Origin of the sequence: Colwellia sp. BRX10-1 (assembly GCF_014077545.1) — a bacterium.
Classification (GTDB): domain Bacteria; phylum Pseudomonadota; class Gammaproteobacteria; order Enterobacterales; family Alteromonadaceae; genus Colwellia_A.
Genome location: NZ_JACGWC010000033.1, coordinates 1 through 13,904, shown reverse-complemented (window position 1 = coordinate 13,904; position 13,904 = coordinate 1). Strand labels below are relative to the sequence as shown.

Sequence of the window (13,904 nt, the reverse complement as noted above, 5' to 3'; positions counted from 1 at the left end):
TTAATTAACAAATAATCAACTGCTTTAGCATGTGTATGAGATAGCTATTTTGAACAAAGTAAACACAAGATACCCCAGCCAAAAGCCCTGAATGCTACCCATAACCCTGAACACATATCCGTCATCCTGAACACATATCCGTCATCCTAAACACATATCCGTCATCCTGAACTTGTTTCAGGATCTGTAATTGGAACCAAAAAAACAGGTGCTGAAATAAATTCAGCATGACGACAAGAGTGTTAAGCGAACACCGTTAACCTGAACGCAAAGTCGTCATCCTGAACGCAAAACCGTCATATTGAACACGACACCGTCATCCTGAACTTGTTTCAGGATCTGTACTTTGAACCAAAAACGCAGATACTGAAATGAATTCAGCATGACGACAAGAGCGTAAAGCGAGCACTGTTATCCTAAACAACCACCGTAGTCCTGAACAACCACCGTTGTCCTAAATAACCAACGTTATCCTGAACACGACACCGTCATCCTGAACTTGTTTCAGGATCTGTACTTAGAACCAAAAACGCAGATACTGAAATGAATTCAGCATGACGACAAGAGTGTTAAGCTAGCACTGTCATCCTGAATAATCTCCGTCATTCTGAACACAACACCGTCATTCTGAACACAACACCGTCATATTCAACACAACACCGTTATATTGAACACATCTCCGTCATCCTGAACTTGTTTCAGGATCTGTACTTAGAACCAAAAACGCAGATACTGAAATGAATTCAGCATGACGACAAGAGAAATAAATTCAGCATGATGAAAATTGTGCTAATAATTATAATTCGGTCTATTTTTCATCGTAAGTTTAGTTGTTTTATTGTCTAACGCCAAACATAAAACCTTTATAATTCATTCAATTTTTTAGCAAGTTTGGTCGCTTGTTTACAAACTAAGCTATAAATAGAAAGTTGCGGGTTAGTACCAATAGATGTGGGAAAAACAGAACCATCAAATACCCATAAATTATCTAAATAATGGTACTTACAATCACTATCGACTAAGCATAGTGCTTTGTTTTCACCCATCGCTAAGCCTCCCATAACGTGAGCGCTACCAATTAAGTTGTTGCTTACTTTATGCTCAAGTTCATTAAAACCGGCTTTAAAAGACTCAAAGCTTTCAAACCATTGTCCGTGTTGATGTGCGGGGCGAACTCTTTTAGCACCAGCAGCAAACTGCACTTCAGCCATAGACAAATAAGCGCGTTTAACCCCATCAAATAAATAATCATTCATCGGATAATCAACAATCGGGCTACCGTCATCAGAAAGCGTTATTTCAGCGCCTTCACTATCAGCGTCAAAGCCATCACGTAACAAGGCTAACATTGCATGGGTATTATTCAGCTTTGCCATATCCTCAACATGTTTAGTGCCGTGGCCCATTAACATAATTGATGACATAGCCGGGTGTAATGGCGGTACCTCTAACTTATAACTTAACGGCCCGGTAGCACCATTTTGCCATTGATAATGATCACTATAAATAGTTTGTGGCGCACCATAAAAGGGCGATATTTCTTTATCAAATTGAGCAAAGGAGAAAACAGTTGGATGCAAGAAGGTTCTTTTACCAATACGATTATTCGGATCTGGCGCTTTAGAGCGTAACATCAGTGCTGGGCCGTTAATCGCGCCAGCTGCTAAAATAATATAAGGTGCTTTGGCGATGATTTTTTTCGCTGTCTTTTTCTTATTATCATCGAGCGCAAAACATTCTACGGCTGTTATTTTTTTATTCTCAATAATTAACCGTTCGACACGAGCTTGATAAAGTAATGTGGCACCATGTTCAAGCGCATCTGGGATAGTGGTAACTAGCATCGATTGTTTTGCGTTGGTCGGACAGCCCATACCGCAGTAACCTAAGTTCCAGCAGCCTTTGACATTGCGCGGAATAACTTTCCATGGAATATTGAGTTGCTCACAACCTTCTTTTAGCACCGCATTATTTTCATTCGCTCCACCTTGCCATGGCGTGACATTTAGGCGCTTTTCCATTTGTTCAAACCAAGGGACCATATCGCTGCTGCTACAGCCTTTTACCTGAAATGTTTTTTGCCAATAATCTAGGGTTGGTGACGGTGTTCTGAAGCTTGAGGTCCAGTTGATTACCGTAGTTCCACCAACACAGCGCCCTTGCAAGATACCAATGCCACCATCTTTTGTGGCTCGCCCAGCATTTTCTTGATACAAATCGGCATAGGCAGTTCGTTCATCCATTTTAAAGTCACGGGTCGACTTTAATGGCCCTTCTTCTATCATCAACACCTTTAGCCCTGCCTGTGCCAATATTTCAGCACTTGTACCACCACCAGCCCCAGTGCCAATAATAATGACATCGGCGCTAATAATATTGGTATCTAGCTGATTAGCATTTACCGTTTGCTTGGTGATCGCTTTATTTGCTGAGTACGGATCGCTAATACCACGAATTTCAGAGACTATTTTCACGTTTTATTCCTGCGATGGATATATTTTAGGAGGGCCTGGGTATCCCGCTTGTAAATAATTTTCTGACTGAGCATACCAACTCATAATAATCAGCTTACCTAAAGAAGCGTAGCCAGTACGTTTTAATGAAAATAGGCTATTTTTCCAACCTTGTAGAAAGCTTTCAATTTCTTTCGCTGGGGTTACGTTCCAATCACTGGTCGGTGCACCAACAAGATAACGAAATGTCGTCGATGACATTAAATCAAACAGCTGCCGTAATTGCTTTTGGGAGTGTTCACCTAAAGTAATTATTTGTTGGTCAACAGCCATTAATAAGCGCACTCCAGCGTCTTCAGCTAATACACCAGGATAGTTACTCTTTAACATAACAGGGGCAAGCGCTAATAAAAAATCAGCATCAGATGCTTGAAGAAAATCAAATTTTTGTAGGTTTTTTGTACTTGGGTTGGCTAGTGCTATAGCAGACAAGCTACTGCCAACCAACAAGATGGCACTGCCAAGCAGACTAACTTTAAAGAATTCTCTACGACTTGTATTCACACAGCCACCAAAATTATAAAAGATAATACCAACTGGTATTACCTGTTAATTAATCATCAAAAGATAAAGGATAATAGCGACAAAGTCTAGTGGCTTAAATTGAGTGCTGTTTTTGATGTATTTATTTTAGCGTGACTTTCTGCCCGATCATCACAGTCTCATTCGCTTGGACAACTTGCCTGTCAGTATTAGCTGCCTCTAAACAAACAAATTCTTTTTCAGCACCAACATGAAGATCCTTCATTCGCTGAGCAACCTCAACGCCGGGATTCCATAAAACCCACTGCTGACAATTTGTTGACGATACATTAAGCGTTCTTTGCCATTGTTTATCTTCGATTAAGCATTGTTGGTTAGTGTAATAAATACGATCAACTTCACCCAGACAATTTTCTAAAGCAGCAAGCTGCTGTTCTTTACCCGTAACTTTGTCATCAAAGGGAAACTCAGCTAACGGTGCTACCGTAATATTTTCTGGTGCACTAACGGCGAAGTAACTGTGTAATGCCGCTGAATATTCAAACGACTTGGATGATAAATTACTAATAAATAATTTTTGTTCAAATTGTTCAGAAAAAACCAACTGCTGCTTCAATTGGTATTGATGAGGCCATAATGGGTGCTCATTTTCTCCAGACAAAGATAAAGTTACCGTAACCCTGTCTTTAGCAACGATCACGTCATTAAGTTGCCAATTTCGTTGACGAGCAAAACCATGATTACCCGCTTTTTCACCGCTAGGTGCTTGATATGGACCAAACCATGGCCAACATAAAGGGATCCCACCTCTAATAGGCGTTCCCTGTTCAAAAATAACGTCATCACTAAGCCAAAATACCGCTTTTTGGTTAGCGGGTTGCCAAGCGAGAACGTGACCACCATATAAACTTATTTTTGCTGTACAAGTATTATGGATAATTTCTAGTGCATTTATCTGATCGGTAAGCGAAACTTGCTTAATTTGACCAAATTCATTTTCAGCAATAATTGATGACATACAACCCCAAGCGGTATTTAGAAAGTAATAAATAAATCATTATAACTATAATACAAATAACCGTCATCTTGAATACTACTTCGTCATCCTGAACACTACTGTGTCACCCTTATACCAACACCGTCATCCTGATACCAACACCGTCATCCTGAACTTGTTTCAGGATCTGTACTTGCTCTACAAAGACGAGATACTGAAATAAATTCAGCATGACGACATGAGAGTGAACAAAGAACAGATACTGAAATAAATTCAGCATGACGACATGAGAGTGAACAAAGAACAGATACTGAAATAAATTCAGCATGACGACATGGGAGTGAACAAAGACCAGATACTGAAATAAATTCAGCATGACGACTAGAGAAATAAATTCATCATCACGGCAAAAGTGCTAAACAACAAAGCGCAAAAAAAAGGCATTAAACGAATTATCGTTTAATGCCTTTCGCTATCGAATAGCAAACTGCCAATAAGGGTTACTTCGTGTAACCTCTTGGCATATCACTCTCAGTGGTATAGCGTTTACGCAGTTTGTCTTGACGACTCTGCGTTGAGGTCTCTTTGCCGTTAATCCACATTTTATCTACTTTCGTACTGAGCTCGAAAGGGTCAGCACTCCATAAAACTAAATCGGCTTTTTTACCAACGGCAATACGACCCGCATTAATGTTAAAAGCATCGGCAACATTGGCAGTAACAGCGGCAAGTGCTTGGTCTTTAGTTAAACCATTAGCAATTGCATTACCCGCTTCAAAACGCAGCTGATACAAGTTATGTGCGTCGCTTATCGCTAAAGCAACATTGATACCGGCTTGGGTTAATTTCGCCGTATTGTCTAGTGAAGAATGTAGCGAATCAAAACTACTCGGTAAGTTATCTAAAGCGCCAAATATAACTGGGACTTGCGCTGTAGCTAATTGCTCGGTAATTAATATCGCATCAGCACCGCCAGCAATCACTAAATCAAGATTAAACTCAGCTTTTAATTTCAATAATTCGAGTAAGTCTGTGGCGCGGTCGGCATAAGCTACAAGCGGTTTATCACCGGCTAATAAGGCGTTGATAATTTTTTCATCACGCTTTAATTCTTTTGGTTCTTTTTGCTTCTCGTCAGCCTTTTTATCTTTTTTCGCTGTTTTAGCGTCTTCAGCAGCCTTGGTTAAGGCTTTTTTGGCGTCTTCAAGCGTGTAACGCAGTTTTTGTAAGTTTAGAGCGCGTGAACCACTGCTTTTAGCACCAAGATCTATGATGACGGCATTTTCTTTAATGTAAACACTGTCAAACTCGCCTGAGAGGTCTGTTACAAAGGTTTGCCCTTTGAACATACTATCACCACCGCTAGGCACTGAAACGTTACTGGTGATACCACCTTTGCGTGTATAAGGCACAACCGTTGAGCGTGGGTTAAAAGCGATTGATGCATCAAAAGTGATATCTGCTTTTTTATCACTAGCATCACGGGTTCTTGATACTGCATTCACTTCAACCAAACCTAATGAATTCATAGAACCAATTAAACCCGGTGTCAGTATTTTCCCCATCGCATCGAAGGTTACATCAGCAACAATCTTTTCAGGGTTAATCGCAATAATTTTTCCGTCATCAATAACAACCGTGGCATTTGTTAAAACGCCCTGTTCAGTAACCGTATGAATAGTGGCATTGGTTATTGCTAAACTTTCTGCGTTAGCATGGCTTATTGCCGCTAAAGCAAGTGCAACTAATGAGGCTTTAAATAACTTAATTTTTTTCATGATTACTGCCCTCCCTTTTTAGGTAAAGCAGGAACTTCAGCTTGCCCTAACATAAAGTCACTTGTTGCTTGGTATTTATCATCAAAGCGGTCATACACTTTTGCACCATCAACAAATACTTGTTCAGCTTGTGCATAAACGCTAAAAGGACTTTGATTCCAAAGCACTACATCCGCATTTTTACCCGCTTCTAAACTACCCGTTTTATCATCAATTCCTAACGATTTAGCTGCATTTAAAGTTATCCAACGAATAGCTTCTGCTGGTTTTAAGGCAAAACCATTCTCGTTAGCACGGTACATTACTTTACCTGCTTCTTGGTTTAAACGTTGAATAGTACTGTTTGAGTCTGAGTGAACAATCGCACAAGAATTTTTCACTGCGTTAACAACTGCAACGTTTTCGTGGATCATGTCGTAAGCTTCCATTTTGAAACCCCACCAATCAGGCCACATGGCTGCACAGTTTCCATTTTCAGCTAATAAGTCAGCAATTTTGTAACCTTCAATCGCATGATGAAAAGTCCCTGACTGGTAATTAAACTCTTTACCCAGATCAATCATCATCGCCATTTCTTCAGCTTTGTAACAATGATTGTGAATTAAAATTTCACCGTCGAGCACACCACGAAGGGTATCAAGCTCTAAATCTCGTGCTGGCGCTAAAGGATTTTTACCCGCTTCATAGTCACGGTCGTATTTTTCCCAGGCATGTTTATACTCAGTCGCTTCTGCCCAAGCCATGCGGTAACCTGCCATGTTGCCCATACGAGTTGAGGGTAATATTTTACGGCTACCGTAAACACGCTTAGGGTTTTCACCACAAGCCATTTTTAAACCATAAGGCGCTTCTGGAAACTTCATGCCTTGCATCGTGTGGCTTGATACATTACGAAGCGTTACACCACGACCACCAAATAAATTAGCAGAGCCAGGTAAAATTTGCATTGTAGTAACACCGCCAGCACGGGCAGCATTAAAACCAGGATCTTGTGGCCAAATACTATGTTCAGACCAAACTTCAGAGGTATTGGGCGAACTCATTTCATTACCGTCTGAATGTGACTCAGCCGACGGGCTTGGATAAACCCCTAAATGCGAATGCACATCGATAACACCAGGCGTAACCCATTTATCTGTTCCATCAATTTCGACAGCACCCGCAGCGGACAAATTTTTGCCCACTTGAGATATTTTTCCATCAGTCATCAACACATCAGCATTATCAAAACGCTCACCATTACCAATTAATACCGTGGTATTTTTGATTAATGTCGTTTGCTTAGGTAGAGGTTGATAAGTACTCGGATAAGGGTTTTTATTAATAGACACTTTTGGGTCTTGCTGCTCAGACTCTAAACAGCCAGATAACGCGAGTGATACGCTAAGCGCCAACAACGTAGGCGCGATGCTTTGCTTGATATGCATTTAATGCTTCCTGTGCGGATTATTATTTTGGGGTTTAATAGTCAACAATAAAATGATTTGAACAATACGGCAAGTGAACCTGAGCCAATTACGTCCAATGGTTATACATTCACGGTGAATGGAGAATGAAGCAAATAAATAAGAGTATTTCAGATACTAAAAGCACATAGTAAATTTGCCTTCTGGTTTTTGCTCACTCCCATGCCGTCATACAGAATTTATTTCAGTATCTAGCATCTACTCACTTCCATGCCGTCATGCTGAATTTATTTCAATAGCTCGTCTTTGTAGATCAAGTACAGATCCTGAAACAAGTTCAGGATGACGGTGTAGGTATCAGGGAGTCGGTGATCGTGTAGCCTTTTTGCCGTCATACTGAATTTATTTCAGTATCTGCTCTTTGTAGAGCAAGTACAGGTCCTGAAACGAGTTCAGGATGACGGAGAGTGGTTTGTTTATTATTCGTATTATCTAACTCCCATGCCGTCATGCTGAATTTATTTCAGTATCTGGTCTTTGTAGAGCAAGCACAGATCCTGAAACAAGTTCAGGATGACGGAGAGTGGTTTGTTGATGATTCGTATTATCTCACTCCCATGCCGTCATGCTGAATTTATTTCAGTATCTGGTCTTTGTAGAGCAAGCACAGATCCTGAAACAAGTTCAGGATGACGGAGAGTGGTTTGTTGATGAATCGTATTGTTTCACTCCCATGTCGTCATGCTGAATTTATTTCAGTATCTGGTCTTTGCAGAACAAGGACAGATCCTGAAACGAGTTCAGGATGACGGTAGTGGTTTGTTTATTATTCGTATTGTCTCACTCTCATGCCGTCATACTGAATTTATTTCAGTATCTGGTTTTTGTAGAGTAAGTACAGATCCTGAAACGAGTTCAGGATGACGGAGAGTGGTTTGTTTATTACTCGTATTGTCTCACTCGTGTGTCGTCATGCTGAATTTATTTCAGTATCTGGTTTTGTAGAACAAGTACAGATCCTGAAACAAGTTCAGGATGACGGAAAGTGGTTTGTTTATTATTCGCATTGTCTCATTCCCATGACGTCATGCTGAACTCGTTTCAGTATCTAGCATCTACTCATTCTCATGCCGTCATGCTGAATTTATTTCAGTATCTGGTCTTCGTAGAACAAGTACAGATCCTGAAACAAGTTCAGGATGACGGAAAGTGGTTTGTTCACGATTCGCATTGTCTCACTCCCATGCCGTCATGCTGAATTTATTTCAGTATCTGGTTTTGTTGAGCAAGAACAGATCCTGAAACAAGTTCAGGATGACGGAAAGTGGTTTGTTTATTATTCGCATTTCTCATTCCCATGACGTCATGCTGAATTTATTTCAGTATCTCGTCTTTGTAGAGCAAGTACAGATCCTGAAACGAGTTCAGGATGACGGAAAGTGGTTTGTTGATGATTCGCATTGTCTCACTCCCGTGTCGTCATGCTGAATTTATTTCAGTATCTCGTCTTTGTAGAACAAGAACAGATCCTGAAACGAGTTCAGGATGACGGAAAGTGGTTTGTTTATTACTCGTATTGTCTCACTCGTGTGTCGTCATGCTGAATTTATTTCAGTCTCTGGTTTTTGTAGAACAAGAACAGATCCTGAAACGAGTTCAGGATGACGGAAAGTGGTTTGTTGATGATTCGTATTATCTCACTCCCGTGTCGTCATGCTGAATTTATTTCAGTATCTGGTCTTTGTAGAGCAAGTACAAATCCTGAAACGAGTTCAGGATGACGGTGTTGGTATCAGGGAGTCGGTAATCGTGTAGCCTTTTTGTCGTCATACTGAATTTATTTCAGTATCTACTCACTCCCATGCCGTCATACTGAATTTATTTCAGTATCTGGTTTTTGTAGAAAAAGGACAGATCCTGAAACGAGTTCAGGATGACGGAGAGTGGTTTGTTTATGGTTCGCATTTTCTCACTCTCATGCCGTCATGCTGAATTTATTTCAGTATCTCGTCTTTGTAGAACAAGAACAGATCCTGAAACGAGTTCAGGATGACGGAGAGTGGTTTGTTTATGGTTCGCATTTTCTCACTCTCATGCCGTCATGCTGAATTTATTTCAGTATCTGGTCTTTGTAGAGCAAGCACAGATCCTGAAACAAGTTCAGGATGACGGAAAGTGGTTTGTTCACGATTCGCATTTTCTCACTCCCATGCCGTCATGCTGAATTTATTTCAGTATCTGGTTTTTGTAGAGTAAGTACAGTTCCTGAAACGAGTTCAGGATGACGTTATTCGAGAAAGGTGAAATATTCGTTCAGGATGACAGAGTATTTTCTAGGCTCAAGAGTCTGTTCAGAATGATAGTCTTAGAGTTCAAAATCACCAAAATCGAGATCTGTTGAGGGATCTGGCTTTGCTTTTGATTGGGGATCAAGTAACGAAGGTTGCTGTGTTTCTATCTGGGTTGGAATAACTTTGACTTTTGGTTTGGCGTTTTTACGTTTTTTGCGTTGCAAGCAGCGTTTAACTACTTTTTGTTTGTTATCAGATGTTAAGTTTATCCACGTTTGGCGTTCTTCACGCGTACGGTAGCAGCCAAGACAATTGCCTTTTTCATCAGACTGACACACACCCATACAAGGGCTGGGAACATCAAAAAACTCTAATTGCATAATAACCTTCGGCCAAACTTAAAAAGCCTATACATAATGTATAGGCTTGTATCATATTAGTCTAATTTATCAGTAGCAATATGATAGTCAGGGTCTTCAATCACGTTGATTTCAACTAGACTACCCGCTTTGGTCAATAACTTTGTACATTCACTGCTTAAATGTCTTAAATGCATCGTTTTGCCGCGCGACAAATAACGGTCAGCTAAGGTATCAATCGCTTCAATAGCAGAATGGTCAACAACGCGTGAATTTTTAAATTCAACGATAATGTCGCTACTTGCTTCATCCATATCAAACTGCTCTAAAAAGTTTGCAACCGAACCAAAAAATAACGGTCCCTTAACATCATAAACGGTTGAGCCATGCTCGTTAGTAGAGCGATGCACAGTAACGTGTTTTGCATGTTCCCAAGCAAACACTAGCGCTGAGACAATAACACCAACAACAACAGCAATAGCAAGATCTGAATAAACAGTCACACCTGAGACAAGAATTATTACAAAGGCATCAGCCTTAGGCACTTTGCCTAAAATGCGGAAACTCGACCATTCAAAGGTACCAATAACAACAATAAACATAACGCCGACTAAGGCCGCTAGAGGGATTTGTTCAATTAAACCTGAGGCAAATAAAATAAAGCCAAGTAATGCTAATGCCGCAGTAATACCTGATGCTCGACCTCGACCACCCGAGTTCACATTGATCATTGATTGACCAATCATTGCACAACCACCCATACCGCCAAAGAAACCCGTAACAGTATTTGCTGCACCCTGTGCAATACATTCTTGGTTACCACGGCCACGAGTACCGGTTAACTCATCAATAAGGGTTAACGTTAATAATGATTCAATTAAACCAATCGCTGCTAATACGATAGCGAATGGAAAGATGATTTTTAACATTTCTAAATCAAATGGTACGCTAGGTATGCTAAATGTTGGTAATCCGCCGGCTATAGAGGCAACATCCCCCACTAACTTAGTATCTAGGTTAAGGCCGAAAACTAAGAATGACACAGCAACTATCGCAACCAATGTTGAAGGTACCGCTTTAGTTAACTTAGGGAAAAAATGAATAATTGCCATGGTTAAAAGAATTAACCCTGCCATGGTATAAAGAGGTGCTCCTTGCATCCATTCTAATTCACCCGCGTCATTAGTAAATTTGAATTGACCAAGCTGAGCTAAAAATATAACGATAGCTAAACCATTAACAAAGCCAAGCATAACCGGATGGGGTACTAAGCGGATAAACTTACCCAGTTTAAAGATACCAGCAAGAATTTGCAGTAAGCCTGTTAATACCACCGTAGCGAATAAATACTCAACACCATGAATAGCCACTAGACTCACCATGACAACAGCCATAGCGCCGGTTGCACCAGAAATCATGCCAGGGCGTCCACCGAAAACAGAGGTAATTAAACCCACCATAAAAGCAGCATATAAACCAACAAGAGGGTCGACACCAGCAACAAATGCAAAAGCAACAGCTTCAGGCACTAGCGCTAAGGCGACGGTAAGTCCTGAAAGAACATCGTTCTTCAGGTTAGAAACTTTACTGGCATGTAATTCGAACATTGCACTCTCATTTTATGGATAGTGGGGTGTAACCTGACGACGTCCTAATAATAGGAAAACTTAACAAGAAGCGTTAATTGACTTATTTGAGGGTATATCAAGGTAAAAGCGCGGGAATACTATAGATTTGCCGTGAAAAAGTCAATAACTAGCCACTTTTATGACTAGTTATTGTTCATATTTGAATGCTATTTATTAGTAGAACTATTAAAACGTTTGATTAGATTTTGGCTTGAAGCTGACAGCATTGACATTTCGCCACCATTGATTGCTGATAAAATACTGTTGCCTAATTGTTTACCTAATTCAACACCCCATTGGTCAAAAGAATTTAACTGCCAAATAACACCTTGCACAAAAATTTTATGCTCATAAAGTGCAAGCAACGCCCCTAAATTTTCGGGTGTCATTTCTTCAAGTAATAACGTGTTACTAGGCGTATTACCTTTCATGGTTTTATGTGGCGCAAGTGTAGAAATTTCGTCAGGTGTTAAGCCAGCAGCGTCAAGTTCACCTTCAACTTCATTTAAGGTTTTACCGCGCATTAACGCTTCACTTTGCGCAAAACAATTAGCCACTAATACTTGATGATGCTCAGGCAAATTGCTCGCGCCTTTTAAACAGACAATAAAGTCGGTAGGAATAATATCATCGCTTTGATGCATTAATTGCATAAAAGCATGCTGACCATTTGTCCCCTCTTGACCAAAAACAGTGGGGGCGGTTTGCCACGCTAACTTCTCGCCAGTATTAGATACTGACTTACCATTACTTTCCATATCTGTTTGTTGTAGATAACCGGGTAAAGCCCGCAAAGAATGGTCGTACGGTAAAATAGCAAGGCTTGAATACTGCAAAGCATTACGATTCCAAATACCAAGCAGTGCCATTAACACCGGCATATTCTGCTCAAAGGGAGCATTTTGAAAATGCTGGTCCATTTGATAAGCGCCCTGCTTCAGCTTATTGAAATTTTCATTGCCAATCACTAAAGCCAGCGGTAAACCAACAGCAGACCAAAGCGAAAATCGTCCGCCTACCCAATCCCACATCGGAAGAATGTTTTTTTCTAAAACACCAAACTCAGTCGCTTTAACGATATTAGTACTAACCGCAAACCACTGTTTTTCAATAATATCAGTATCAGAAGAATGCTTTAGCATCCAGTTTTTAACCGCAAGCGCATTTAATAATGTTTCTTGGGTGGTAAAAGTTTTAGAAATAACAACGACCAAGGTGGTAGCAACATTCAGCTTAGCGAGTTTCTCTTCAACTGCAGCGCCGTCAACATTGGCAATAACATGGGCATTCAAGCCGGTGGTATGAAAAGTACTTAATGCAGAAAGCGCCACTTTAATACCGTAATAAGAGCCACCAATACCAATAGCGATAATATCAGTGAACTTTTCACCAGAAGCTGAAAGTAACGTTCCCGAACTAATATCATTAACGATGTCGGCCATGTGCTGCTCAGTGGCAATAACTTCGTCAGCTTGTGCACCTAATATCGCTTGTTTTTTTTCGTCAGGGGCACGAAGAACGGTATGAAGCACGGCACGCTTTTCAGTGTTATTGATAACCTCACCACAGAACTGCGCGTTGATATTTTCAGCTAAACTAGACTTTTCTGCTAATTCAAAAAGCTGATTAAGTTCTGTCGAGTTAATGTTTTGTTTAGAGAAGTCGAGGTATAGACCAGCATTACTAGTTGAGTATTGCTCAACACGGCTTTGATCAGTGGAGAACAATGAAACAATTGCCCGAGACTTAGCCGCTTTCGAAAGCGCTGATAAAGAAGATATATCCATATTTATACTTTTCTTATAGTAAATTTAAAATAGGTGAAGGCGAGTCATGCTGATACCAATACCGTTATTCTGTGGGATAACCGTTATCCTGATACCAATAACGTCATCCTGTGGGATAACCATCATCCTGATACCATTACCGTTATTCTGTGGGATAACAGTAATCCTGATACCATCACCGTCATCCTGAACTTGTTTCAGGATCTGTACTTACAACAACAAAGACCAGATACTGAAATAAATTCAGCATGACGACAGAAGTGCTAAACGATCACCGACTCTCTGATACCAACACCATCATCCTAAGAAATAAAAGTCATCCGGTGCGATAACCGTCATCTTGAACACTACTCCGTCATCCTGAACTTGTTTCAGGATCTGTACTTATAACAACAAAGACCAGATACTGAAATGAATTCAGCATGACGACAAGAGGACTAAACAATCACCGACTCTCTGATACCAATACCGCCATCCTGTTGGATAACCGTCATCTTGAACACTACTCCGTTATCCTGAACTTGTTTCAGGATCTGTACTTACAACAACAAAAACCAGATACTGAAATAAATTCAGCATGACGACAGAAGTGCTAAACGATCACCGACTCTCTGATACCAACACCATCATCCTAAGAAATAAAAGTCATCCGGTGCGATAAC

The 13,904-nt window shown here is 40.4% G+C and carries 9 protein-coding genes; 1 reads left to right on the top strand and 8 read right to left on the bottom strand.

Going from position 1 to position 13,904, the window contains the following annotated elements; all coding sequences use genetic code 11:
• Positions 1-863 precede the first annotated feature (863 nt).
• From H4J75_RS17890 to pgi, 8 genes are all read right to left on the bottom strand, one after another.
• Complete coding sequence (locus H4J75_RS17890; RefSeq protein WP_182222857.1) at positions 864-2,474, bottom strand: GMC family oxidoreductase; 1,611 nt, start codon at positions 2,472-2,474, stop codon at positions 864-866.
• Between the two features lie 3 nt (positions 2,475-2,477).
• Positions 2,478-3,017, bottom strand: a complete 540-nt coding sequence (locus tag H4J75_RS17885; RefSeq protein ID WP_182222856.1) for a hypothetical protein — start codon at positions 3,015-3,017, stop codon at positions 2,478-2,480.
• 121 nt (positions 3,018-3,138) lie between these two features.
• On the bottom strand, positions 3,139-4,014 hold the full coding sequence (locus H4J75_RS17880; protein WP_182222855.1) for a D-hexose-6-phosphate mutarotase: 876 nt from the start codon (positions 4,012-4,014) through the stop codon (positions 3,139-3,141).
• A gap of 479 nt (positions 4,015-4,493) precedes the next feature.
• Entirely contained in the window at positions 4,494-5,762 is a 1,269-nt protein-coding gene (locus tag H4J75_RS17875; protein ID WP_182222866.1) for an amidohydrolase family protein, read from the bottom strand.
• Between the two features lie 11 nt (positions 5,763-5,773).
• Positions 5,774-7,198 carry an amidohydrolase gene (locus tag H4J75_RS17870; RefSeq protein ID WP_182217337.1) on the bottom strand — a complete coding sequence of 475 codons (1,425 nt, stop codon included), beginning with the start codon at positions 7,196-7,198 and terminating at the stop codon, positions 5,774-5,776.
• 2,344 nt (positions 7,199-9,542) lie between these two features.
• Positions 9,543-9,848 carry a DUF1289 domain-containing protein gene (locus tag H4J75_RS17865; protein WP_182217334.1) on the bottom strand — a complete coding sequence of 102 codons (306 nt, stop codon included), beginning with the start codon at positions 9,846-9,848 and terminating at the stop codon, positions 9,543-9,545.
• Between the two features lie 56 nt (positions 9,849-9,904).
• Positions 9,905-11,434, bottom strand: coding sequence for a SulP family inorganic anion transporter (locus H4J75_RS17860; RefSeq protein ID WP_182217332.1), 1,530 nt, complete (start codon positions 11,432-11,434; stop codon positions 9,905-9,907).
• Positions 11,435-11,622: 188 nt separating this feature from the next.
• Complete coding sequence (pgi, locus tag H4J75_RS17855) at positions 11,623-13,242, bottom strand: glucose-6-phosphate isomerase (RefSeq protein WP_182222854.1); 1,620 nt, start codon at positions 13,240-13,242, stop codon at positions 11,623-11,625.
• A gap of 33 nt (positions 13,243-13,275) precedes the next feature.
• Here pgi and H4J75_RS17850 point away from each other — a divergent pair, with 33 nt between their 5' ends.
• Entirely contained in the window at positions 13,276-13,494 is a 219-nt protein-coding gene (locus tag H4J75_RS17850; RefSeq protein ID WP_182222853.1) for a hypothetical protein, read from the top strand.
• The last annotated feature ends 410 nt before the right edge of the window (positions 13,495-13,904 follow it).

Excerpts from the sequence above, each read along its gene's own strand:
- H4J75_RS17880 (WP_182222855.1), bottom strand. The coding sequence starts at position 4,014 with ATGTCATCAATTATTGCTGAAAATGAATTTGGTCAAATTAAGCAAGTT.
- H4J75_RS17870 (WP_182217337.1), bottom strand. The coding sequence starts at position 7,198 with ATGCATATCAAGCAAAGCATCGCGCCTACGTTGTTGGCGCTTAGCGTA.
- H4J75_RS17865 (WP_182217334.1), bottom strand. The coding sequence starts at position 9,848 with ATGCAATTAGAGTTTTTTGATGTTCCCAGCCCTTGTATGGGTGTGTGT.
- H4J75_RS17860 (WP_182217332.1), bottom strand. The coding sequence starts at position 11,434 with ATGTTCGAATTACATGCCAGTAAAGTTTCTAACCTGAAGAACGATGTT.
- pgi (WP_182222854.1), bottom strand. The coding sequence starts at position 13,242 with ATGGATATATCTTCTTTATCAGCGCTTTCGAAAGCGGCTAAGTCTCGG.